Source organism: Psychroserpens sp. (assembly GCF_047633235.1).
In the GTDB taxonomy this organism is placed as follows: domain Bacteria; phylum Bacteroidota; class Bacteroidia; order Flavobacteriales; family Flavobacteriaceae; genus Psychroserpens.
Map to the genome: position 1 here is coordinate 61,865 of NZ_JBLIET010000002.1, position 25,960 is coordinate 87,824.

A 25,960-nucleotide genomic window follows, 5' to 3' on the forward strand; every position below is an offset into this window, starting at 1 on the left:
TTTAGTTCTTACTTTGCTCAATAATTTAATCATTATTTTACCAGTTCTTGATATATTTCAAAATAATCTCTTTCCATTCGTTCAATACAAAAGTTTTTAGTCGCATAAGCGATTCTACTTTTTGAATTATCTGCAATAAGCTGTTTATTATGGAAATAGTAACTTAATCGCTCTGCTAATTCAACTTCGTTTTTAACTATATTATTTGGTTCTAATGGGGCAACAACTTCCATTAAACCACCTGAATCATTAAAAGCCAACATTGGCAGCCCATGAAGATAGGCTTCTACCGCTACTAAACCAAAACCCTCATTATCGGAAGGTTGAACACAAATATGGAATTGCTTATAGTAACCATTTACGTCATTGGTATAACCAACAAAATCAACAACATGTTCCAAATTCATTAGTTCTACTTGCTGCTTAATATCATTAAAGTTAATACCATCTCCCACCAATATTAAGCGTCCATTTAATCCCTTTTTAAGGAATAAATCGAAAGCATTTAGCAGTCTTTCAATGCGTTTTCTGGGTGTAAACCTAGAGACCATACCGATTGTAAATTCTGTTTCCCTATCTAATAAATCGGTAGGTGATAAAGATTTTATTGAAATCCCATTTAAAATAGCTTTGTGTCTCGTTTTTTCTAATCCGTAGTGTAGCTTGGCTTTCGATAATGTGGATTCAGAATTTGCAATAAAATAGTCCACTTTATTAAGCCATCTTTTTTTTATGGCTTCTCTAAATGCATATTTTACCACATTCTCTTTACGTACATCTTTGGATAGACCATGAATAGTGTAAACAACTTTCGCCTTAGAGACTTTAGCTGCCATATTTCTAATAGGAGAAAAACTATGTAAATGAATAATCTGAAAAGTATTAAACTTTTTCCTCAGCGCCTTACAAGTTGTTACACTTATATCTAAACCGCCTTTAATACCAGACTCTAAAATAGGAATATTTTGAGTCAGTAAGTACTCAAAATATTGCCCTTTTTCAGTATTCAACAATATCGAAACATCAATACCTTGCCTTTTTTGTTCTATGGCAAGCTCAATTACCAATCGCTCGATACCACCAATATTTGGACTATTTATACAATGTAAAATTTTCATCAAATATTCTTATTCATACGGTTAATATATTGACAAACTAGAAGTAACTGAAATAAATGAAGGAAAAGACCTTCGATTTTTCTTCACCATTTGTTCACTAAATTTAAACCTATCGTATAAAAAGGTATCGCTATTAGGAATTTTAAAAGGAATTTGGTAGGTAAATTTATTCAATCGATATTGCAAATTTATGTATTTCTTCCCTATAAATTGAAACATACTAGGTAAGACTATGCCTCTATGGTTTTTTTGAAAAGATTCTCCTCTTAAAATCTCAAAACCACCAGGCAAACTAATATTGCTGTTAGGCAAATAAAAACCTCTTTTTTCTAAGCTATTTATTAACACACTTTCTAAGGCAGAATAAAAATTTAGAATTAGATCTTGAAGTTCTTTTTTTTGAGGCTTATCAATATACCAAATATTCCTGTAATGTAAAACCTTGTTGACTAAGTCAAAAAGTTTTCCATCTTTTATTTCTAACAACTCCAAATCAAACATAATTGCTTTTCCTAATAATAAAAAAGATCGAAGTTTTACTATTCCCAATTTGGATTGTGTATCTAAAGTAATAAACATTTTTATCATATACTCAAGAGCTATTTGGGCTCTAAGATCCTGATTAAAATTGTCTTCATTTACTTTTAGATTTAGGTTTTCTCCCCCAAGAAATTGAAGATTTGATAGTAAATTGTATGATATGGTTTGTTTTAAATCCCGTTCTTCTAATCCAAAAATACCATGAGTTAGAATCTTCTTTTCGCCAATAGATAGATCTTTTCTTAAATTAATTCGACATTCTGAATTATTTTTAAAAATACAAATGATATCCAAGTCTGATATTCCAGGGTCTTTTACAGAACCCATTTGATAGACACTCTTCACGGCCTTATTTAACAGTAGTTGCTTTACTAGTTTAGTTTTAAGTACATCATACTGAGAATCTGAAATCTTAATCGGATGATCTATAAATTTTAATGTCATAATATTATTTGTAACCTAATTTTCCCATAGTTGCACCACAAATAGAATAAAATTGTTCACGTTGTTTTTTATCAAAATCATCAAAAGTAATAGTTTTACTTATTTGTCCTTTCCCTTTGTATTTAGCATACAAATATCTATATAACCAACCTCTAGTTTTGTTTATTTTATTAGACCTAAAGTCATCATATTGCTCTTGGCTTATGTTTAAATTTAATGGAGACAGCACTTTTTCAGACAAATAGTTATAATCTTTAATTAAGCTTTCAAAAAGTAAAAGTTCGGCATCAGACTTTAATAAATCTTCTGTGGTTTGAACCCAATTAAAACATACCTGTTCTAGTTTGCTCATTTTAGTCCAAAGTTCTATTTCTCGTTGTGTTTTAGGTATTTTGTGTATCCCTTTATCATCTCTTCTAATCATTAAAGATGGCACCACCATTTTAGGATTTCTAACCAAATGAAAAACCTTAGAATTCTCAAAAACTTCTTTCAAGCTCTCAGTACTATCAGCTAAGTAGCCATTAACATCTACAAAAATATCTTGACTAATTTCAGATTCTATTTTAGTCTTAGCTTTTTTAAGTATTACTTTAGAATACTCACTACCTAAGTACCATGAAACGAGCCAATATTCTCTATTACCAATATATTCATGAGTAGAATAAGCATTAGTATCTATTGCTAAAAATGATCCTAAAAATTTTGTTCCAGATCTTCCCATTCCTGTAACGAAAGCATATGTCATTGTATCTCTATTTTAATTTTTTGGATTAGTTTATTTAAATTTGAATAAAACTCAGAGTTTAACTTCTCTTTAGTTTTTGAGTTTATTCTCGGTGCAACATATTTCCTAATAATTTTTCGCAATAATGTGTTTGTTTGTTTTAGCAAAAATGATTGAAAAAAATTCAGCTCTTTATCCCAATCTTTTCTAACTTGCGATGCAATTTTAATGGGTTTCCATTCTTGCTCAGTAAAATTGATTTTAACTGCTTCAAAGCTTTCTCTTTTAAAAATTCCTCTATTATAAATTGCCGAATAATAAAGACACGGAATTAACATAATTTGACTCAAAATACTTTTTAATTCAAAGATATTACTAGGTTTCCAATTGTTTTGAATTCGTTTTTCGAATTGGGTTAAAATCCCAACCAAACTACGTTTATAATCTATGTTGTCTGAAATTTTCAAATGAAAACTCAAACTATCTACAATTGGGTAGATCAGTTTTGAATGCTCTAGAGTTGTTACAGGTAGATAACTTTCAGGATAATTATTCAATTTACTTTCTTTAATCTGAAACCATCCATGATGTTGCAATGGATCGAATTCTAAAATTAATTTCATGGATTCAGATTTAAATTTCTGGAGACGTTTAGAAGTAACAAAATCATCTCTCACTATTAACAATCCATCAAAATCACTATAAGGTATCACTTCATTCGTTGCTACACTGCCATGAACAATGACTGAATGAAACAGTTCTGAATAGTTTCGTTCTATTAATCGAGCTAACTCATTAACAAGATTGAGTTTACCATCGTATTTTTTGATTATCACAAATTGCTGTTTTGAAGCCATTATTTACTCTTTTCTTTTAAAACTTTTAAAATTCCAATAATGGTACTTTTGTGAAATATAAATAATACTATAAGCGCAACAGCAAGCATAATTAACAAAAGCCCCCATGTACTAACAATTAGACAGTTAAAATAAAATAAAATATAAAAAGCACTTAAACTAACCAAGGAAACTAATGGTCCCTTCAAGCTAACAAATAACTGTTTTATTGAAAACGGAATATAGTAATTCAACACTAATAAAAATAGTATAAACGATAATGCTTTTGCGATAACTAGTAGATACGCCACCCATAATACGCCATATTGAACGCCTATAACTATTGCTAATACTGTTAAAATTGTTCTACCAATAGATACATAAAGCGTTACTTCAGGTTTTCCTACACTTGCAAAAATCACTCCTCCAAACTGACTAATAGATTGAATTGCTCCAGCAAAACAAAGAATTCTTACAATTGGAATAGCTCCATCCCACTTTTGACCAAAAACTGTTTGAATAATTAATTCTGCATTAAATGCTAGAATAGTCATTGCAGGAATTGACACCAAAGCAACTAAATTAACCGACTTAAAATAGCCATTGATAATCTTTTCTTTATCATTCTTAAATGAAGAAAATGAAGGAAACAAAACTTCACTAAAGACATAAGAGATACGCTTTACAGGAGTGTACATAATATTATAAGCAAACGCATAATACCCAAGAATTATACTTGTAAAAAATTTACCTAAAATTAAATAATCTATATTTCTTTCAAAGTACATAGCCATATTTGAGGCTTTAAACTTTAAAGAATACCATATCATATGTTTTATTTCCTTGAAATTAAAATGGAAATTTGGAAACCATCTTTTATAGAATAAAATTAAAACTAATCTCACAATTGAAGATACTAAAGACTGAAGTATAAGTGCATAAACACCTAATCCTAAATAGGCACCGATTATAGCAGCAATAGAACCTATAAGCGTACCAGATAGATTAATTTTACTAATTGTTCTAAATTCTAAATCTCTTTCTAAAAGCTTGTATTGAACTATATAAAATGGATTTAGTAAAATATTAATTGCAGCTACAAGCACTATAGCTATTAATTTTGGTTCATTAAAAAAACTGGCAGCATATTGTGAGGTTGAAATAATAACAAGAAATGACGCAATGGACAATGCGTAATTTAGCCAGTAAATTGATGATAGTTGCTTTTGATTAGTCTCGTTTTCATGGATAATAGATGAGCCAAAACCCATATTTGTAAACAAAGTAATAAATCCAATAAAGGTCATTGTTAAAGCAACCAAGCCAAAATCTTCTGGTAATAATAGACGAGCTAAGACAATATTGACCACTATGGCTAATAACTGGGACAGCACATTAACAATGGTAAGATAAAAACCTCCTTTTATTATTTTTGCTTTAGTTTTCAAGTCGAATATATAAAATGAATTATACTATCTGCAAAACGATCATAACTACTTTTTGAAGCAAAATCATAAGCATTATTGGCTACTTCTTTAGCTAAAACCTCATTTCTATTGACATCATTTATAGTAGCAACTAAACTACGAACATTATCAGATTCAGCATAGAATGCAACACCTTCAGGAAACAAAGATCTCAATGATGGTAAATCTGAAAAAACACAAGGATTTTTACTAGCAAAATAAATGCCTGATTTACCAGGAGATAAATGATACTTATTGTGATGTGTTGGAGGATAATACCCAATGAGTATATCTGATGCTAAGACAAATTTGTAATAATCTACTAAAGGTTGAAAAGGATAAACCTCAAGATTATTAATAAATTTTTCTGACTTGATTTTATCAAAGGCTTTAATACCCTTATTATTTGCACCAACAATTAAAAAGGTTAATGATGGAATCTTTGAAGCAGCTTCAATAAAATATTGAACTTGCTTTACTTTTTCACCAGCTTTTCCAGCATATAACACATACGTTTCATATGGCTTTAATTTAAGTTCTTTTCTTAATTCTAACTTACTTGCTTTAATTTCATCTACTGCTTTTGTTTGTGTAAAAAAAGCTGGCTCAAATATTTTATCTTCAGTAACTTTTGCAAACGCTATAATATCTTTAGTAACAAACTTTAAATGACTAATTATTTTATCACTCTTCTTGTATATTATTCTATGTAGCAAAGAGTTTTTAGGTGTAATAGCTTCAAAAACAATTTTTGGTTTTATTAAACCTAGAGTTTTAAAAACTATAAATGGCAAAGTAGATATGTAACACTTACTATATACAATTACTTTATCAGATTTTAATTCCTTTCTATTTCTAATACAAAAATGAGAATATGCTTTAAACTTCTCAAATACTATCCTAAACGGTTTTGTCTTTTTTTCATTAATTTCAGAAATTTTAGTCTTTAATTCGGTGAAACTGAAATTTGGTTTATCGATACCATAAAGTGAAAAAACTGAGGACTTATCGACAACATATTCATCTCTCTTAACAGATGGAGTAATTAACTCAACATTAATTCCATTATTGGAAAAAGATTGACAAGTTAACATTATATGAACTGCATCAGCTCTGTTTTTTCTCACATCTCTCGTTGAGATATAATATATTTTCTTGGTTGTATTTTCCAACTAAGTTCAATTTTTGAATTTATTCAGCTTTTTACTTAGATCAATTATATTCTTATCTCTTTTCTTAAAAAATTTCGCAGGACATCCATGATAAATTCCCCAAGGCTCCGTGGAAGTTTTAAGAAAAGACATAGCTCCAACAATTGATCCTTCTGCAATCTTTAAATCTGGCATGACAATAGAGCCAGAACCAACTTGAGAGTACTTTTGTAAAATCACTTTTCCCCCTTGAATATTAGTGAGTTCTATAGGAACCATAGGGCTTATCATATATTCGCCAGAAAAATCATCCGACCCACTAAATACTGTTGTTCTTGGTGAAAGTCCTGTATAATCATGTAATTCAATACCAAACTTACCATATAACGCAGAGTAAGCAGAAATATGAATGTAATTGTGTAACGTAATTTCTCCTGAAAGTAAACAGAAATCATCTATTCGCACGTTAGAACCTATTTGTATCAACTCAGGATTATAAATCGAAGCTTTATCAGATATTAAAACATTGTGTCCAATAGCCTTAAAACCAATACTATTAAGCTGATTTGTAGTCAAAAAACCCATTTTGAACTAGATATTAAAATTAATTAAATCTGAAATTTTATTTACATCATTATCTTCTAAACCATAATATAATGGTAAACATAAAACTCGTGGAGCAATCGCGTCAGAAACAATTAAATTAGTAGTATTTTTAACATAAGACAACGATGAAAGACTAGGATAGAAATAACGCCTAGGATAAATTTCGTTATCATTCAATGCTTTTTCAACTTTCAATAATGTTTTTTCAGAATCTAAAATAATAGGGTAATAGCAATAATTCCATTGAGTATGTGTTCTGATTTTTAGCTTACTAAGCTTACTAAAGTCCAAAATAGAATCATACAAATCACAAACACGTTTCCTGTCAGTAATAATCTCACCCATATAAGGTAAAACACTCAAACCCATAGCGGCTTGAAGTTCACTCATTTTTGAGTTGATGCCAATACCATGAAATTTCAAAGGACCGTCATGACCAAAATTATGTCTGTAATACATTTCATCGAAGACCTCCTTATTTTGGCAAAATAACGCACCGCCTTCCCCTGTATGAAATAGTTTTGTCGCGTGGAAACTACATACACTTACATCACCATAATTAAAAATAGACTGGCCTTTATAAGTCACTCCAAAACAATGTGCAGCGTCATAAATAACTTTTAAACTATGCTTTTTAGCAATTACCTCGATAGTTTCAACATCACAAGGATTTCCATAAACGTGAGTCACTAAAATAGCCGTAGTATTCTTAGTTATGGCTTCTTCAATTTTGGTTTCGTCAATAGTCAAAAACTCAGGATGTATATCAACAAAAACTGGTGTGCATTTTTCCCACACAATGCTAGATGTAGTGGCAACATAGGAAAACGGTGTTGTAATCACTTCTCCTTGATCTGCAAATGCATTTAATGCTATTTGAATCGGTAACGTTCCATTTGTCATTGGTATGATATAATTCACACCCAAATGGTCTTTCAGCCTTTGTGCTAATTCGATTAATAAGTCACCATTATTAGTCAACCATTTATTTTCCCATATTTGATCAATATACTTTTTGTATCCTTCTTTTGGCGGAAGAAAAGTCTTGGTAACATTTATCATAAATTTTTCTAAAAAATCAGAATTAACACATTCAAACTCGCAAATATATTCTAAATCTGATTGGGTAACTAACGATAATAAAACTATTTATAACCCAATCAATTAAGAAATAAGCCTAATTTATATAAAAAAGACTAAGGTTTAGATCATTTCGTCCACTAATAAACATATAATTAATCTTATCACACATATCTTTTACTATCTTTGTCCCTTCCCTCAATTCACTTATAATCATATATAAACGTAAGTGGTTTTAAGAAACGAAATTTAATTTTTAATGTTATGAAAAACATCTACTTATCCCTAATCGCATTTTTTTTATTCGCTTCCGGTTTTAGTCAGTCTACTATTGTCACAGTTGATAGACCAAATATAATTGGTCCTACAGCTACTGGAAATGCAACATCTGTTTCATCCTTGGGATTAACACGAGGCTCTGGCGTAAACCAAAGTACATCTAGTACAGATTTTACTTCAAGAAATTGGGATGGTACCGATCAAGCTTCTGCTGCAGCTGCTAATGATTATATGGAGTGGTTTGTTTCCCCAACTACAAATTTTGATGTCACTGTTGATGAATTTGATATTAGACTAAGACGTCATGGAAATGGTCCTAGTTCATGGCAAATTTTTTACAGTTTAGATAACTTTGCAACTGCTGGAATAGCTATATCATCACCTCAAACTATGCCTGCGACTAGTAGTTTTGAATTCAATTTTTCTGGATTAAGTATTTCTTCCGGAACAAATGGCACCATAACTTTTAGATTATATGCTTGGGCAGCAAATAGCAGTGGTGGCTGGCTACGTATCACTGGACAGCCTGCTTGGGCTGGCGCATTAGGAATAGCAGACCCAGGAATACGGGTTAAAGGAAGTACCGTTGCAGGTTCTGGTAATAGTAATGAATCTGATATAATTGCTACCGCTTTTGATCCAACAGATAATATCAATTATAGTACATTTAATGTAACATCTGGATTAACCACTTCCAACGCTCTGCAGATTGGAGAATTTTCAATAAGAGATGGCGGAGCTATTGGCACAGATACTGATATTGACGGCACCAACCTTACCGATATTCAGTTTGCAGTTTCTAATAATCAATCAATTGCTGCACTTGCAATTTTTGATGGTACAACTAATGTGTCAGAAATAACTACAGTTGGACCCTTAGCAGCTTTTAGTGGCTTAACTACGTTAATAGCTAATGATGACGCCACAAAAACTTTTGCCGTATATGCCACATTTAAATCGATTGTTACAGACAATGAACAGATACAATTAAGTGTTGATTTAGCATCAACGCCAGGAACAGGTAGTTCTCTTTTTACAAATGCAAATGCTGGAGGAGCAGACACACCTATAGCTGGTGACGATAATAGAATTGAGGTTATAGCTTCAAAAATTGTTTTCGATCAGCAACCAACCAATAACAATCAGTTTGAAATTATGACACCTTACCCAACAATTTGGGCCTTAGATAATAACGATAATACTGATTTAGATTATAATCTTGATATAACTGTAGTAACATCCGCAGGAACCTTAGTTGGTTCACCTCTTACTTATACTTTCGTAAATGGATATGCCGTATTAGACTCTATAGTTTATTCAAATCAAAACACTGGAATAAATCTTTTTACGTTTAGTAATAGTTTTTTTACAGCTAGTAGTGTTTTTGATATTATTGGGCCACTTCTCAATATAGCACTCCAAGATTTTGAGGGTTCTTCACCAGAATGGACCTATACTAGTGATGTTACTTTTTTTCAAAATGGTTGGGGAACTGATGGTTATTTTGACATTATTGATATTGCCGGTGCGCTACCTTTGGATTATGAATTTTTATCTGGAAATATCTTGGGTGAGAATGATCTAAATGATGAAGGAAATGGTGTGTCTGGTTTCGCTACTATAACTTTTGCTACTTTAGATATTTCAACTTTTAATAATGTTCAAGTCACATTTGATTGGGATATTGAAGGTTATGTTGAAAATAATAGTGATGTGTATTACACTTTAATTCTAGATGGCGTTGCACAACCGATTGTATACTTATTAAATGGTGACGGACCTATTGAGTCTGATCAAGGTTCGGTTCATATAGACATATCAAATAGCATAAGCAATGTAGCACTAGAATTAAGGGTTAGGAACAATCTTTTAACTGGATTCTCAGGTTTTGATAATTTTAGAGTTGCTAGCACTTTTGAAGGCTTAATCTACTACGATTCAGATGGTTGGGCAAACAATGAATCACCAAGTCCTTCAACTGGCGCTCAAGACGCATTGGTTGTTGATGGGATCTATATTGTAAACTCTAATGTTCAGGTAAATAATTTTATAATTAATTCTGGAGCTCAAGTTGAAATTCCTGCTACACAATCTCTAACTATAAATAGTGATTTAATAAGTAATGGAACTCTTGAATTAAATTCGGTTTCTACGTCCTATTCTAGTTTAGTTGCAAATACTTCTCAAGGAGAAATAATTTATAATCGCCATGTTAATCAATTAGCCGATACGGGTTCTTCTACAGGGAGGAATGATTTAATTGCAGCACCAGTTACAAATACCAATCAAACATTTTTAGCATTTAGAACTGCCAATCCAGACCTACCATCAGGAACAATTGATGGTGTACCTTCGTTCTTGTTTGGCCCTTTTGATAAAGACACTAACGATTATATCAATTACACAACAGCAGACGACGGTTCTCTTATTGAAGCTGGTATTGGATATAGAACAGCCTCTACAGCGGCAACAGGATCTACATTTAGATTTGTTGGTAATGTAGAAACCACAACTAAATTAGTCCCAATAGCGGTAGGCACCGGAACTGATTTTAATTTAATTGGTAATCCTTACCCTTCCTATATTAAGCTTTCAGACTTCTTATCAGATAATAACAGTGAATTTAGCGCTTCAAATTCTGGCGTTTATGGCTATGATGGCTCAGCAACAGACGGATTTACAATTTGGAATCAAGCCTATTCTGATGCTAACCCATCAGCAGTGATTGCGCCAGGTCAAGGATTTTTGGTCACTTCCAAAGCTGGAGGCGGCACCATCATTTTTGATGCTGCATCCCGTTCTATAGGAACTACAGATGACTTTGTTGTAGGACGAGTTAGCGACGTTGATCTCGCACATGTAAAACTTGAAATGACTAGTGATACTGATGCCTTTAGAACAGACGTTTATTTCAATGACAATGCATCCTTAGGAATGGATTCAGGTTACGACTCTGGAATGTTCCAAGGTCAAGCACCAGAGTTTGCTATATTTTCACACTTAGTCGCTGATAACTTAGGCTTAGATTTAGCAGTACAGTCTGTTAATTACAGTGCTTTAAACACTGTCGTTATTCCTTTAGGAGTTAATGCTAATCAAGGCGAACAACTAACGATACGCATTTTAGAAATGGATATACCAGAAGGCATTGAGGTATATTTAGAAGACACGTTAACTAATACGTTTACTTTATTAAATACTTCGGAATATGTTTTCACTCCGAGTACGAACTTGACAGGAACAGGACGTTTCTTCTTAAGGTTTACTGCAGATGCCTTATCAACTTCAGAAAACGACTTCGAAACTATTCAAATTTACACAACGAAAACGCCTAAGACCTTATTTATAAAAGGAGCACTTGAGAACAATACCACAGTTGAAATTTATGATATTCAAGGTCGAATGATCTTAAACTCTAAATTAGATACTTCACGAAACTCTAATCAAATTGATATCTCAGGATTTACATCTGGCATTTATATTGTTAAATTAAATAATGGACTACAACAAAAATCTAAAAAAGTGGTTATCAAATAATAACACCGTATAAAAAATTATTTAAAAACGTATTCTTTACAGAATACGTTTTTTTATTATTGACTTAAAAGAACACAATTAATAGGCGATTTATACATCATAAATACAGTGTGAATACTCATCCAAAATTCAAAGCATAAGGTTATTAACAGTCCACATAAATTGACTTTTAACTACTATTTTAATAGTATTAATCAAAAAAATACGCAACCTTGTCTCCACTAAGTAGTTGTGTATAGAATTGAATTTGTGAATAATAACTAATAATTAGCACCATAGCCGATTATTACAAGATTTGTAATCAAAATTAAACAGATAACATTTTTAAATTCTAAATTTTTACTTACTTTTGAACCCTATATTTTTATATAATGAAAAGAAATAGTCCTCAAGATCAAATCACTCGTAAAGAAGCCATGAAAAAGATGGGTAAGTACGCTGCACTTACTGCAATGGGTACGTTTCTTATTCTCAACCCAAAGAAAGCTCATGCGACCTCACCTACTGATCCAGGAGGAAACCCATTTGACTAATACCTTTTATTTTGAAAACGAATTTAGCGCCTAAGCACGTTCGTCATATTAATGATACTTTTCTCCTTTGGTTTAAAGCATCTAATAGATATGTTATAGTATCTAATAGTATCTGGAGACTAATTGGTATCTATATTAAACAAGACACCCGTAATTTATTTGTTGATCAGTTAAAGATCTCTCTGCAACTTGAAGATTCAAAATGTCAAGACCTTTTTGATGAAATTTCGAGCTTCCTTATAGATTCAAATGCACACACACAAAAAAAAACAGAACCTCTCAACCGTATTATTATACCCAAAGTAAATTGTGTAACGTGTTATAAATTTAATACTACGGTAATACAAGTGAATTTTGAAACGCCCTTAATACAGAGTATAATTCATCCCCAAATAGCGCATCATCAAACACCTGTCATATCAACTAATTTCAGAGAATTTCATATCTTTAAAAACCAAAATCACCTCTATTTATTTAGGAATAACACCTATATAGATCATTATAAAACTACAGATTTACACCTGCTACAAGGTCGATTTGCTCTAGAGTTAACCAATACTATTCATAAAACAATTATTGATAATTGGGTAGCTACTTTTCATGCTTCAACCATAGCCAATGGAAAAGAATCCATTATGATTATTGGAGACTCGGGCAATGGTAAAAGCACTTTATCCGCTCTATTAATGGCCAGTGGTTTCGATGTATTAGCAGATGATTTTACACCTATGTATGAAGATATGAGCTTATATCGGTATCCTAGTGCCATCTCAATTAAGAAAGGTGCGTTTAGTCTTTTAGAATCAAAAATACCAGGTTTTAATTCTTTAAAAACACATACTAATGGTCCTAAAAAAGTTAACCTAAAGTATGTCCCTCAAAATCAAAGCTCAGATCATAAGACCTCTAATTTCCAATGCAAGACGATTGTTTATGTAAAGTTTGACGAGAACAAAAGGTCTGAATTAATTCCAATTTCCGTAGAAAACATATTACAAACCTTGATACCAGACTCATGGATTTCTCCAAATGAAAAACATGCGCTTAAATTTATGAATTGGCTTAGTGAAATAACATGTTATGAGTTATCTTACAGTAATAATGATTTTGCTATTCGTAAATTTAACGAACTATTTGATCACTAACTTATTATTGGATTCAATAGACAGCGTATTTTAAACGAAACACTTGCTATCAACAAAAAACACATATAGAGAGACTCTACAGCTTATCGCCGATATTTTAAGTTTTAAAAATTCTATAGAAGAGTTAACACTTAAATTATCGTCTTCCACAATAGATTGGGACCAATTTGTAACCATCGCTAGTGACCATTTGGTATTACCTACATGTTATTGCAGGTTATCTCAAAAAGACTTACTGCTCTATCTTCCCAAAGACTTAGTCCTATACCTCAAAGAGATTACACATATTAATAGAAACCGGAATCATAGTTTGATGACGCAAGTAACTCATATAACTGATATTTTTAACAAAAAAAATATTAATTATACACTATTAAAAGGAACCGCTTTGTTGGCTGGAAACTATTTTGAAGATCCAGGAGAACGTATGGTTGGAGATATTGATATTTTGGTAGAACAACAACACATACACATCGCATATAAACTTCTTTTAGATGAAGGTTACGACAGCACGAAACAAACATTAAGAGCTACCTATTTTGAAGATAAGCATTTACCAAGATTAATACCTTCTCATTTTATTGGCGCCGTAGAGATTCATAGAAAAGTACTAACAAAACCATACAAAGCTGTATTGGAAAATGAAGAAATTCTAAAACATAAAACCACAATAAATAAGAACTCAATACCTTGCGGTAAAAACCTTTTTGAGCATTCTGTTTTAAATTTTCAGGTAAACGATTTTGGACATTTTTATAATTCAATGAGCCTACGTTCGCTGTATGACTCTATGATTATTATGAAAACTTTGACAACAACTGATACGAGGTTTCTTAAGCTTCCTTTTGTTACAAGCTATATATCCATTGGTCATCTTTTCTTTAGTGATTTTAATGCCGTATCATCAAACACATTTAGATCTCAACTATTTTTAAAAAGAATAAATAATAAGTTTTTAAAAAAAACAACAGATATTCTGTTGAAAAAATCAATGCTCATCAAATTGATATGTAATAGATTATTTTTTTTTATAAAAAATAATGATTATCGAATAGATGTTATGAATGATTATAAGCGTATATTTTTGCTTTTAAAGTCAAAATTTTAGTTTAAAACTAGTAACTTTGGTGTTTATTTGTAATGCAATCAAATTTTATCTTTCGATCAAAACCATAACCTTAAATATGAAAAAGATAGTTTTATTTATAGTATTCGTCTCGCTTTCTAATTTTGATTGTTATTCTCAACAATCAAAATCACAATATAGAGATATTGCCTCTTGGACTGTAAGTGTTGGTGTCAATGCTGTAGGTAGTTTAGGAACTCAAAATCCTTTCAAAAGAGTAGATCAGTTTGAATTTAGCCAACCTCTTGCTCTCGCTGTTCAACACAAGTGGAGTAGAAACTTTGGTATAGAACAAGATATCACTTTGAATAAGTTTAGCACACGATCTGTTATCGATAATGGCTCAGTGCCAGAAGAATTTGCTTATTTCTCTACAAATACATATGTTAAATATTATTTCTCTGAAGAGCTCTTGCCTGATTACCCTTGGATTAATCTTTATGTAGGTAGTGGTTTAGGAATTTTCACTGTAGACGAGCTCAATGGATCGGTTAATTTCGTTTTAGGAGGTATCTATTGGATAAATTCGGACATAGGAGTTAGCTTCCAAGGTGTCAGTAAATTTGCGTTCAGTCATAAAAATGAAAGATATGCAACTAATCACTTTCAATACATGCTTTCTGCAGTTTTTAAACTGTAAGCAACAAGACATTAATAATTATAAAACCCAAATACTAAATTAGTCTTTGGGTTTATTTTTTACATAAACTAAACTCAAAATCATTTATTTTTATTTATATTTATTTAATCATTCATAAATATAAATAATGCATTATACATTACATCAATTAGATATTTTTTATAAAGTAGCCAAGCTCAAAAGCGTTACTAAAGCTTCAGAAGAATTATTCCTCACTCAACCTGCTGTATCCATACAGTTAAAAAAATTTCAAGATCAATTTGATATTCCACTATTTGAAGTTGTTGGACGAAAAATATACATCACTGAGTTTGGAGAAGAAATAGCACTGGCTGCCGAGAATATTCTTAGCGAAGTAAATGCCATAAATTATAAAGCATTATCATTTCAAGGTGAGTTGGCGGGTAAACTAAAAATAGCGATCGTTTCAACCGCTAAATACGTAATGCCATACTTATTAACCGATTTTATAAACAATCATAAAGGTGTAGATTTAATTATGGATGTTACCAATAAATCTGAAGTTGTAAAATCATTAGAAAACAACTTAGTTGATCTCGCCATGGTCTCTGTATTGCCAAAACACCTAAAAATAGCAAGTATTCCTCTTATGGAAAATAAACTCTATCTTATTGTTGGAAAACAATATAAACATACTGGAGAAAAGGTGTCTCAAGCCGTTTTTGAAGAAATTCCCCTTATTTATAGAGAACAAGGGTCTGCTACTCGAGAACAAATGGAAAATTTCATAACCTCGCACAAAATATCTACTTATAAAAAAATGGAGTTAGAATCTAATGAAGCATTAAAACAAGCGGTAATTGCTGGTTTAGGTTTTTCAATTATGCCACTCATCGGAATTAAAAACGAACTCAATAATGGCGACTTACAGATCATCCCAATGAAAGGCCTGCCTCTGATTACTAATTGGAATTTAATCTGGTTAAAATCCAAAAACCTATCTTCCATTGCAAAACACTTTGTAGAGCATATTAATGAATCAAAAGCAAAAATCACAGAAACGCATTTTAATTGGCTCAACAATTACTAAGCACTAATAACCCGAAAAATTAAAACCTAACATGGTTTTAACTTTACTATAAATACTTGGGAATTCTGTTTTAAAAAGCTGAGGAGACTCGATAAATGTTTCAATAATGACTGATAAAAATTCAAACTGGTTTGTAAAAGCATATGCCCTTAAAAAATTAGACTGAACTAATTTAGTCTTCAACTCCGGCTTATTATCAAGCATGTTAGTTAGTTCTACAAAAGTATCTAAAAATATAGCAGCACTTGTACTGCGGCGTCTCACACCCATATAATAAAAATGAATGGCATGTGTCAACTCATGTATTGCTAAATTCAAATTATCATCCTGTATTTCATAGCCATGTAAAACATCTTCCCACGAAAACACTAACGCTTTTAAGCCTAAGTTAAATTCTCCTTTATGATACGCTTCATTAGTTCGCGAATAAAATTTTTCTGGATAAAAAATAATGCGCTCAACAGACTTAATATTATAATCTCTCAGTCCAAAAGTTAATTTCACCAATGTAGCCGATATTATAACTCTCATCTCCTCAGTAACCTCAATATTATTGCCTAGAAACTCTCTTCTATTTATAAATTGATGTACACGATGCTCAAAATAAGATTGATGCTTTAGCGATAGTTTTTGATAGAATTTGAAATTCTTCCTTAATATAGCTTTCTGACTTTTTATGAGTTTTCTTTTTCTGAAATACACGTGATTAACAAATAATTTCTTGTTAAAATACTCTACATACGCCATTTCAAAGAAATACAACAATCGCCACATAAAAAAAATGAGCATTAAACAAGCGCCAAATATTAAAAAATAATTGGCAATCACATCCTCTCTTTCTGTGAATTTATCACTTTGAATTAATAAAAGTATTTGAAAACCTACGGACATTAAATTGCTTTAAAATTTGTTTTTATTTTTCTTCGGAAATTTCAAACCAACGCTATTGCTCTAAATTAGTTGATTTATTATTACAAACATTTTATATTGCTGCAATTAGTATCGCCTCCTCAATGCTCCGCTTTGATAATCAAAAAACCTAAGTTTATAAATTCAAGCAAGCTTGATTTAAGACTTAGGTTTCTAGTTAATTCGTGACCACGAAGGGACTCAAACCCCCAACCGTCAGAGCCGAAATCTGATGCGCTATTCAGTTGCGCCACGTGGCCAATTCAACACTACCATTATAGTATTATTAATTTTATTTCACTACTCAAATTTATACTTATTCGAATAAGAATCTCATTATCTATGACAATTTAGCTTTTACTATATTAGAAATCGTTTTACCATCTGCTTGTCCTGCAAGCTCCTTATTTACGATTCCCATCACTTTACCCATATCTTTCATACCTACTGCACCTAATTGATCAATGGTCATTACAACTACTTTTTCAATCTCCTCCTCACTAAGAGCTTCTGGTAAAAACTGACTGATAACTTCTGCTTGATCAATTTCTGGTAATGCTAAATCTTTTCGATCCTGTTCTAAATATATTGCGGCACTATCCTTACGCTGCTTAACCAACTTTGATAAAATATTAATTTCTTGCTCCTCTGTTAATTCTCCTGCTTCACCAGATGTTTGAATGAGTAATATCTCAGATTTTACTGCGCGTAATGCAGCTAAAGCTGTTTGGTCTTTCGCTTTCATCGCTGTCTTCATAGCAGCCATTATTTCAGTTTGTAAACTCATGATCTCTTCTGTTTAATTGAAAAGCGAAGATACTAAAATTGACTATATAATGTTATGCTAATATTTGCGAAGAAAAGATAAAAAACCCGAAAAATATATTTCAATTTTTCGGGTCTAACAAAGTGTGACACACTACACTAAATTTGCTACTAATCTACGTTGTCGTGTAAAAATGAATTATTACTTCTTAATTGAATATCATCGTTTTCATCACTGGAAACAGATGTTCTAGAAGCGTTGGTTTCTGATGAATGCTGAGCATCATCTAAATTCACACCTTGCCTTTTATATGCAGGTTCTTTTTCAATTTCATCAATCTTGGCAGTATTGAACTTGTAATTGAAATCTTTCATCTTACGACGTCTCTCGTCTGCTCTATCTTTTAATAATTCTGAAATTGGACTATTCATAGGGTCAATCTCATCAACTACTTGCGCATCTTTAACGTTAGATTCAATCGTCTTCTTTTCAAAAACGACTTCCTCTTCAACCTCTGGTGGCGTTTTAATTTTCGTTTGATTCATTGCAGATTCATAAGTCAAAAAATCATCTAAAGCATAGCGTTTCTCTCCTTCTTCGTTAGCCTCTGTAACAGGAATTACTTCAATATGCTCTTTTACTTCTAAATCTCTTACGTCATCTTCTAGAGTAAAAAAGGTTTTATCCTCTTCAACTATTTCCTCTTCTCCTACTTGTTCTTCAGAAGCTCCAAAAGATAAAGGCAAATCAAAAGTGAGCGTAATTTGCTCTTCTTCAACCTCCTCAATAATGGTTTCTTTAAACTCTTGAATAGGAGTTATAATGAACTCTTCTTCTCTTACTATATGATCTAAAACCTCATCATAAACAATATTGATATTTTTGATAATATCTGTTGTTTTGATTAAATCTGTTCCTAAATTAGGAACGACAACATTACTAACATCTTCATCATCAACCAAGGTATGTTTAACAACCTCGGGAGTTTTAATCGCTTCTTTCTCAAGAATGATATCTGGTGTTATAATTGCAGGACTGCTTTCTTTAACATGAACATCATCATGTCTATCCTCTTCTAAAGCATGAATAACTTTCTTTTGTTCGGTATTAGAAATTTCATGTTGTTGATCTAAGTCAAAACCAGTAGCAATTATAGTTACAGAAATTGATTCTTGTAAAGATTCATCTTCACCAACACCCATGATAATATTTGCACCATGACCTGCTTCATTTTGAATATGATCATTAATTTCTCCAATCTCATCAATAGTGATTTCTTGAGAACCAGAAACGATAAGCAACAACACGTTTTTAGCTCCAGTAATTTTATTGTCATTTAATAATGGTGAATCTAAAGCCTTCATGATTGCATCTTGTGCTCTGGATTTACCAGACGATGTTGACGACCCCATAATTGCTGTACCACTATTACTTAATACAGTCTTAGCATCACGTAAATCAATATTTTGTGTATAGTGATGGGTAATAACTTCGGCTATCCCTCGAGATGCCGTAGCTAAGACTTCATCTGCTTTAGAAAACCCAGCTTTAAAGCCTAGATTTCCATAAACTTCACGCAGTTTATTATTATTAATTACGACCAAAGAGTCAACATGTGAACGCAGTATATCAATACCTTTGGCAGCTTGTTCGTTTCTTGTTTTTCCTTCAAACAGAAATGGCATCGTTACAATACCAACAGTTAAAATATCTAATTCTTTAGCTAGTTTAGCGATAACTGGCGCAGCTCCTGTTCCAGTTCCTCCACCCATTCCTGCAGTGATAAACACCATCTTTGTGTTAGCACCTAGCATGCGACGTAAATCTTCTATACTCTCAACTGCTGCTTGTTCTCCTACTTCTGGATTTGCTCCTGCTCCTAAACCTTCAGTTAAATTGACTCCTAATTGGATTTTGTTTGGAACACCACTATTATGCAGTGCTTGTGCATCTGTATTACATATCACGAAGTCAACTCCTTTAATCCCTTGTAAAAACATGTGATTAATGGCGTTGCTTCCTCCGCCTCCTACTCCAATCACTTTGATCACGTTAGATTGGTTTTTTGGTAAATCAAATGCTATGTTGCCTAACTCATTGTTGTTGCTCATAAAATTACTTTTACTGTATTTATACTTTATTTCCCCAAATATCTCCAACAGTCCTACCTAGTCGAAGATGTATTGTTATTAGTGTACGCACAAGTCTCAACTTGTGCCTTATTCTGCGTTATCTAAAAAATCTTTAACACGCTCTGTTAACTTGTCTAAAAATGATTTTCGTTCTTTTCTTGGCGATTCTATAACCTCTTCTTCTTGTGATATATTTTCTTCGGAATGTTCAACTGCCACATTAGACATTTCCTCTACCTCTTTCTCAATACGTCTGCGCTCTTGACGTTTTAATCCGTCCATTACTAATCCAACGGCAGTGGCATACAACGGACTTGCAATATCATCATCACTACCTCCTGCCAAATGCTCATTGGGATAACCAATTCTGGTATCCATTCCTGTGATGTATTCCACTAACTGTTTTAAATGTTTTAATTGAGCACCACCACCTGTTAATACAATACCAGCAATTAACTTTTTCTTTTGCTCCTCGTGACCGTAATTTTTTATTTCTACGTAAACTTGCTCAACAATCTCTACGACACGAGCATGAATAATTTTAGAGAGATTTTTTAAGGTAATCTCTTTTGGTTCACGACCACGCAATCCAGGGATAGAGACAATCTCATTATCTTTATTTTCTCCTGGCCATGCAGAACCAAATTTTATTTTCAATAATTCCGCTTGTTTTTCAATGATTGAGCAACCTTCTTTGATATCTTCTGTAACAACATTCCCTCCAAAAGGAATCACAGCTGTATGACGAATAATACCATCTTTAAATACTGCTAAATCTGTCGTACCACCTCCTATATCAATCAAAGCGACACCTGCTTCTTTTTCTTCTTGGCTTAACACTGCATTTGCAGATGCCAAAGGCTCTAATGTAATTCCTTCTAGTTCTAAACCAGAACTTTTTACACAGCGACCAATATTCCTTATGGAGGATACTTGACCAACAACGACATGAAAATTAGCTTCCAATCGTCCACCATACATTCCAATGGGCTCTTTGATTTCACCTTGACCATCAATTTTATATTCTTGAGGTAAAACATGAATTATTTCTTCGCCTGGAAGCATTACTAATTTGTGAACCTGATTAATTAAACGATCAATATCCTCTTCATCAATGACCACCTCAGAATTTGCTCTGGTGATGTAATCACTATGCTGTAAACTTCTAATATGCTGACCTGCGATACCAACAGTTACGTCTTCAATTTTAAGTCCTGCTTCTGCTTCTGCTTCTTGAACAGCTTGCTGAATAGATTGAATAGTTTGCGTAATATTATTAACCACACCTCGATGCACACCCAAACTCTTGGATTTACCAATCCCTAAAATTTCGGCTTTGCCATATTCATTCTTACGACCAATCATAGCCACTATTTTTGTGGTTCCGATATCAAGTCCTACTGAAATTTTATTATTCTCCATCATCTTACTTTTTGGTGCAAATCACTTGCTTATCAAACTTTAAATTCACTAGTTTATAATTTTCTAGTGTTTTATCTTTCATTGCCTTCTTATAGAAAGCTTTTAAATTATTAATCTTCTTATCTAATAATTTCAATGTCCCTAAATGGATATTAAAATCATGGCTTCTAAATTTCAAATCAATAGTTTTATCCCGATTTTGATGAATCACTACAACGTGTTTCGTCAAAAAGTCATCCCCTTGAATTTTTCTAGCAACAGCATGAACATTTGCTAAATCATTTTTTTCAATTAATCCAGTAATAAGGGGCACGCGTGCAGTATAATTTGTTGATAAAGGCATAAAACCACCTGATTCATCAATGTAATACGAAGCATTTGTGCTTACTCTTGCTATAGGTTTTTTTTGTTCAATTTCAGCAGTGATCAAACCATCAACACTCATAAACACTTGTGCTTGCTTAATCATTGGATTAGAGTTAAGGGCAGATTCCAATCGATTCAAATCTATAATATCTTTAGGCTTGTTGGTAACACTCTCTTGATTTTGTATTAACAATTTACTAACAGTCTCATGAGTCACAAAAAGATTGTCGTCTCCAACAAATTTTATCTCTGGTGTTTTCACTGTTCTCGTTGCATTTCTAACTGAAGAAAACGCATATAAAAACACCACTAACACTAGTAGTAATACCACTTTTATATAACCATAATTAACTCGCATAACTCAATGCTTTTTTAATATGCTTAACCTCTTCACCAATATCGCCTGCTCCAATAGTCAAAATTACTGTAGCATCGCTATTTTTTATAGTGCTAACTAACTCTGTTTTTTGAACTAATTTTTTGTTTTTATTTTCAATTTTTTCTAGTAACCACTGGGATGTCACACCTTCAATTGGCAATTCTCTCGCTGGATAAATATCCAATAGTAGCACTTCATCAAATTTCGATAAACTTTTAGCAAAATCATCTATAAAATCCTTAGTTCTACTAAATAAATGTGGCTGAAAAACAGCCAACACTTTTTTATTTGGATACATTTCCCTTACAGCTTGATGTACAGCATTAATTTCTTCAGGATGATGTGCATAATCATCAATATAAACTAATTCATCTGTTTTAATCTGGTACGTAAATCTACGTTTCACACCTTTATAAGATGCTAAAGCTTTGGCGAGCTGAGGCTGAGGGAGGCCATATTCTACAGACATCGCCAAGGCTATTAATGCATTAGACAGATTATGTCTACCAGGTAGGTTAAATTTGAAATTTTCTAGTAGCACATTTGGCGTTTTCACATCAAACTCATAGCTACCATTTACTATTTTTATATTTTCTGCGGAATAATCTGAATCATCTTCTATCCCATAAGTAATGCCTGTGATTGGCAATCCATTTTTGACGAACAGTTTTCCGTTTGGTTTTATTTTTTTTGAAAAATCTTCAAAAGATTTCGCAAGCTCCGAAGCATCTCCATAAATATCTAAATGATCTGCATCCATAGACGTAATACAAGCAAAATCTGGAGACAAGGTTAAGAAGGACCGATCAAACTCATCAGCTTCCACAACGGTAACATCTGTTCCGTTGAGGATTAAATTAGAGTTATAATTCTCACTAATCCCGCCTAAAAAGGCAGTAACCTCAACATTACATTCATTTAATAAATGGCCCAAAATACTAGTTGTTGTTGTTTTTCCGTGGGTACCAGCAACCGCCATACAAAACGTTTGTCTTGTAATTTCCCCTAATACCTGAGAACGCTTCATCACATGAAACCCATTAGAATTAAAGTAATGTAGTTCACTATGTGATTTCGGTATTGCAGGCGTATAAATAACTTGCGTCGTTTTTATATCTAAAAACCTAGCGTCAATCTCTTTAATATCATCTTCGAAATGAATACAAACACCTAAATCCTCTAAGGCATCTGTAATTTCAGTTTTGGTTTTATCATAACCTCCCACAGTTAATCCTTTAGCCGCGAAATAGCGTGCTAAAGCAGACATACCAATACCTCCTATACCTATAAAATAAATGCTATTTGCTTCCTCTAAATTCATTTATTGCTTTAATAATTTTTCAACTTGGTCTGCAATGTCTTTTGTTGCATTTACTAATGCTAATTGTTTTATATTTTTACTCAATTCCAATCTTTTTTCTACAGAAGACATCAACGCATCAAACTCCACTTCAAACTGGTCATCTAGGTCACTTTCTCTAATTAAAATAGCTGCATTTTTATCTGAAATAGCTCTTGCATTCTTAGTTTGATGATCTTCTGCTACATTTGGTGACGGAATAAACACCACCGGCTTTCCAACCACACATAGTTCTGAAACCGAACTCGCTCCAGCTCTTGATATAATAATATCTGCTGCTGCATAAGCCATATCCATATTATTTAAAAAAGCGTGAACTTGTATATTTTCTAGCGCATTGTACTGCTTATATTGTTGATAATAAAGATTTCCACATTGCCAAATCACTTGTATATTTTGCGACTCAAAATACTCTAGTTTTTCTTCTATCAATTGATTCACACGTCTAGCTCCTAAACTTCCGCCTAAAACTAGAAGCGTATGCTTACTATGAATTAAGGTAAACGCATCCTTACCTTCAATATGTTTATGGGCTATATTTAACAAATCTTGGCGAATTGGATTACCCGTTAAAATGATTTTTTCCTTTGGAAAAAAAGCCTCTAGACCTTCATAAGCAACACAAATTTTATCCACTTGACTAGATAACAACTTATTTGTGATTCCTGGATAAGAATTTTGCTCTTGAATTAAACTAGGAATTCCTTTCGATATCGCAGATTTCAATAATGGACCGCTTGCAAAGCCACCAGTTCCAATAGCCACATCTGGCTGAAACGTATTAAGAATTTTACGGGATTTAAGTAAACTTGAAATAAGCTTAAACGGAAACGCTAAGTTTCTCAACGTTAGCTTTCGTTGAATTCCCGAAATCCAAAGGCCCTCAATTTCATAACCTGCTTGAGGCACTTTTTCCATTTCCATACGATCTGAAGCACCAACAAATAAAAATTCTGCATCGGGAAAGCGCGACTTCAACTCGTCTGCAATAGCAATCGCAGGATAAATATGTCCTCCTGTTCCTCCTCCTGATAATATGATTTTATAGTTACTCATTAAATAGTTTCACTTAAAATTTCTAACGGATTATCCTCGCTAATTTCTTGACCTTTTATTTGCTCTCGTTTTGCACTCACACTTAAGACGATTCCAATAGCCAAACAAGTCATCCAAATAGACGTTCCTCCGCTACTTATAAGTGGTAGCGTTTGACCAGTAACAGGGAATAACTCCACAGCCACTGCCATATTTATTAAAGCTTGAAATATAATAGGCAAACCAACACCTAACACTAATAATTTCCCAAAAACAGTATCTGCTTTTTGTGACACAATCACAATCCTAAACAACAACCAGGAATATAATAGCAACAAGAACAAGCCTCCAATTAGACCATACTCTTCAATAATAATGGCAAAAATAAAATCTGATGATGATTGTGGTAATATATTTTTTTGTGTGCTTTTCCCAGGTCCTTTGCCTGTTATTTCACCCGAAGCAATAGCTATTTTAGCGTTTTCAATTTGATAATCTGCTTCGGTATCTTCTCCATTTACGAAATTTTCAATCCTACTAGTCCATGTATCTACACGGTTATCCATCGCATCTGGAAACGCCTTTGCTATAAGAATAAATAAAGCTAATGCCAAAATCCCAATACCCATAATAATAGCAAGATATTTAATAGGATAACCACCTATAAATGTTAACATCATGACCATAAAAAACACAATCGCTGTCGTAGAAAAATTAGCTGGTAAAATTAAGATTAATACAAAAAATACTGGAGCCCATAATGGCAATAATGTCTCAACAAACGTGACTTTCTTATCTTGTATTTTTGATAAATATCGCGCTACATAAACCATTAAAACAACGGCTGCCAATGTGGATGTTTGAAACGACATCCCAACAAACGGAATTTGAATCCAACGACTCGCATTTGCACCATCAATTGTGGTTCCCTGAAGCATCGTCACAACTAATAAGACAATAACTATTGGAATCATCACCATTGACAATCCTCTAAAATATCGATATGGAATTTTATGTACGCCGTATATAATCGCAAAGCCTAACACCAGATGCATTAAGTGCTTCACAAAAAAACTAAAAGTACTCCCAACACCTCCAACATAAGCCAAATTACTCGCAGCACTATACACAGGAAGGAATGAGAAAATCGCCAACAACGCAGCAATTGCCCAAATTAATCGATCTCCTTTTATGTTATTGAATAGTGTTTGCACGTTTTCACACTTGGTTTTAATCGTTATTCTATTATTTAGAGAGAATCGAAGAATCTCATATTTTTAAAATTCAATTAGAGTCTTCCGTTGTTCCAATA

The 25,960-nt window shown here is 32.5% G+C and carries 22 protein-coding genes and 1 tRNA gene; 6 read left to right on the forward strand and 17 right to left on the reverse strand.

What is annotated here, in order from left to right; all coding sequences use genetic code 11:
• Positions 1–32: 32 nt before the first annotated feature.
• The 8 genes from ACJAZK_RS00900 to ACJAZK_RS00935 are packed head-to-tail and all read right to left on the reverse strand — an operon-like array spanning position 33 to position 7,950.
• Complete coding sequence (locus ACJAZK_RS00900) at positions 33–1,118, reverse strand: glycosyltransferase family 4 protein (protein ID WP_415222150.1); 1,086 nt, start codon at positions 1,116–1,118, stop codon at positions 33–35.
• Positions 1,119–1,139: 21 nt separating this feature from the next.
• Positions 1,140–2,102, reverse strand: a complete 963-nt coding sequence (locus ACJAZK_RS00905; protein WP_415222151.1) for a hypothetical protein — start codon at positions 2,100–2,102, stop codon at positions 1,140–1,142.
• Between the two features lie 4 nt (positions 2,103–2,106).
• Positions 2,107–2,850 carry a sulfotransferase domain-containing protein gene (locus ACJAZK_RS00910; protein ID WP_415222152.1) on the reverse strand — a complete coding sequence of 248 codons (744 nt, stop codon included), beginning with the start codon at positions 2,848–2,850 and terminating at the stop codon, positions 2,107–2,109.
• The gene (locus tag ACJAZK_RS00915) at positions 2,847–3,686 is read right to left on the reverse strand and encodes a hypothetical protein (RefSeq protein ID WP_415222153.1); all 840 of its coding nucleotides are present in this window, start codon (positions 3,684–3,686) and stop codon (positions 2,847–2,849) included. The genes ACJAZK_RS00910 and ACJAZK_RS00915 overlap by 4 nt, the downstream gene beginning before the upstream one ends.
• A complete protein-coding gene (locus ACJAZK_RS00920) occupies positions 3,686–5,113 on the reverse strand; it encodes a lipopolysaccharide biosynthesis protein (RefSeq protein WP_415222154.1) in 1,428 nt (475 codons plus the stop codon). The genes ACJAZK_RS00915 and ACJAZK_RS00920 overlap by 1 nt, the downstream gene beginning before the upstream one ends.
• Positions 5,110–6,303 (reverse strand): hypothetical protein, encoded by a 1,194-nt coding sequence (locus ACJAZK_RS00925; protein ID WP_415222155.1) that lies wholly within the window; start codon positions 6,301–6,303, stop codon positions 5,110–5,112. Before ACJAZK_RS00925 ends, ACJAZK_RS00920 begins: the two co-directional genes overlap by 4 nt.
• Before the next feature lie 6 nt (positions 6,304–6,309).
• Positions 6,310–6,858, reverse strand: a complete 549-nt coding sequence (locus ACJAZK_RS00930) for an acyltransferase (RefSeq protein WP_415222156.1) — start codon at positions 6,856–6,858, stop codon at positions 6,310–6,312.
• Between the two features lie 15 nt (positions 6,859–6,873).
• Complete coding sequence (locus ACJAZK_RS00935) at positions 6,874–7,950, reverse strand: DegT/DnrJ/EryC1/StrS family aminotransferase (protein WP_415222157.1); 1,077 nt, start codon at positions 7,948–7,950, stop codon at positions 6,874–6,876.
• Between the two features lie 282 nt (positions 7,951–8,232).
• Between ACJAZK_RS00935 and ACJAZK_RS00940 the strand changes: the two genes are divergently transcribed.
• The 6 genes from ACJAZK_RS00940 to ACJAZK_RS00965 all read left to right on the forward strand — a co-directional run bounded on the left by ACJAZK_RS00940 (position 8,233) and on the right by ACJAZK_RS00965 (position 16,279).
• Positions 8,233–11,784 (forward strand): T9SS type A sorting domain-containing protein, encoded by a 3,552-nt coding sequence (locus ACJAZK_RS00940; protein ID WP_415222158.1) that lies wholly within the window; start codon positions 8,233–8,235, stop codon positions 11,782–11,784.
• A gap of 371 nt (positions 11,785–12,155) precedes the next feature.
• Entirely contained in the window at positions 12,156–12,317 is a 162-nt protein-coding gene (locus ACJAZK_RS00945) for a hypothetical protein (RefSeq protein WP_415222159.1), read from the forward strand.
• An 11-nt stretch (positions 12,318–12,328) separates the two neighbouring features.
• Complete coding sequence (locus ACJAZK_RS00950; RefSeq protein WP_415222160.1) at positions 12,329–13,462, forward strand: hypothetical protein; 1,134 nt, start codon at positions 12,329–12,331, stop codon at positions 13,460–13,462.
• A 43-nt stretch (positions 13,463–13,505) separates the two neighbouring features.
• Positions 13,506–14,570 carry a nucleotidyltransferase family protein gene (locus tag ACJAZK_RS00955; protein WP_415222161.1) on the forward strand — a complete coding sequence of 355 codons (1,065 nt, stop codon included), beginning with the start codon at positions 13,506–13,508 and terminating at the stop codon, positions 14,568–14,570.
• A 76-nt stretch (positions 14,571–14,646) separates the two neighbouring features.
• Positions 14,647–15,228, forward strand: coding sequence for a hypothetical protein (locus ACJAZK_RS00960; protein WP_415222162.1), 582 nt, complete (start codon positions 14,647–14,649; stop codon positions 15,226–15,228).
• A 127-nt stretch (positions 15,229–15,355) separates the two neighbouring features.
• Positions 15,356–16,279 (forward strand): LysR family transcriptional regulator, encoded by a 924-nt coding sequence (locus ACJAZK_RS00965; RefSeq protein ID WP_415222163.1) that lies wholly within the window; start codon positions 15,356–15,358, stop codon positions 16,277–16,279.
• Between the two features lie 3 nt (positions 16,280–16,282).
• Here the strand turns inward: ACJAZK_RS00965 and ACJAZK_RS00970 are convergent, their stop codons facing one another.
• From ACJAZK_RS00970 to ACJAZK_RS01010, 9 genes are all read right to left on the reverse strand, one after another.
• The gene (locus ACJAZK_RS00970) at positions 16,283–17,170 is read right to left on the reverse strand and encodes a zinc-dependent peptidase (protein WP_415222164.1); all 888 of its coding nucleotides are present in this window, start codon (positions 17,168–17,170) and stop codon (positions 16,283–16,285) included.
• Between the two features lie 204 nt (positions 17,171–17,374).
• Positions 17,375–17,448: transfer RNA gene (locus tag ACJAZK_RS00975), tRNA-Arg, on the reverse strand.
• A gap of 80 nt (positions 17,449–17,528) precedes the next feature.
• Positions 17,529–17,975 (reverse strand): GatB/YqeY domain-containing protein, encoded by a 447-nt coding sequence (locus ACJAZK_RS00980; RefSeq protein WP_415222165.1) that lies wholly within the window; start codon positions 17,973–17,975, stop codon positions 17,529–17,531.
• 149 nt (positions 17,976–18,124) lie between these two features.
• A complete protein-coding gene (gene ftsZ / locus ACJAZK_RS00985; protein ID WP_415222166.1) occupies positions 18,125–20,065 on the reverse strand; it encodes a cell division protein FtsZ in 1,941 nt (646 codons plus the stop codon).
• A gap of 108 nt (positions 20,066–20,173) precedes the next feature.
• A complete protein-coding gene (ftsA, locus tag ACJAZK_RS00990; RefSeq protein WP_415222167.1) occupies positions 20,174–21,508 on the reverse strand; it encodes a cell division protein FtsA in 1,335 nt (444 codons plus the stop codon).
• Positions 21,509–21,512: 4 nt separating this feature from the next.
• Complete coding sequence (locus ACJAZK_RS00995; RefSeq protein ID WP_415222168.1) at positions 21,513–22,232, reverse strand: cell division protein FtsQ/DivIB; 720 nt, start codon at positions 22,230–22,232, stop codon at positions 21,513–21,515.
• A complete protein-coding gene (gene murC / locus ACJAZK_RS01000) occupies positions 22,222–23,574 on the reverse strand; it encodes a UDP-N-acetylmuramate--L-alanine ligase (RefSeq protein WP_415222169.1) in 1,353 nt (450 codons plus the stop codon). Before murC ends, ACJAZK_RS00995 begins: the two co-directional genes overlap by 11 nt.
• On the reverse strand, positions 23,575–24,669 hold the full coding sequence (gene murG / locus ACJAZK_RS01005) for an undecaprenyldiphospho-muramoylpentapeptide beta-N-acetylglucosaminyltransferase (RefSeq protein WP_415222170.1): 1,095 nt from the start codon (positions 24,667–24,669) through the stop codon (positions 23,575–23,577).
• Positions 24,669–25,862 (reverse strand): FtsW/RodA/SpoVE family cell cycle protein, encoded by a 1,194-nt coding sequence (locus ACJAZK_RS01010; protein WP_415222171.1) that lies wholly within the window; start codon positions 25,860–25,862, stop codon positions 24,669–24,671. The genes murG and ACJAZK_RS01010 overlap by 1 nt, the downstream gene beginning before the upstream one ends.
• Positions 25,863–25,960 lie beyond the last annotated feature (98 nt).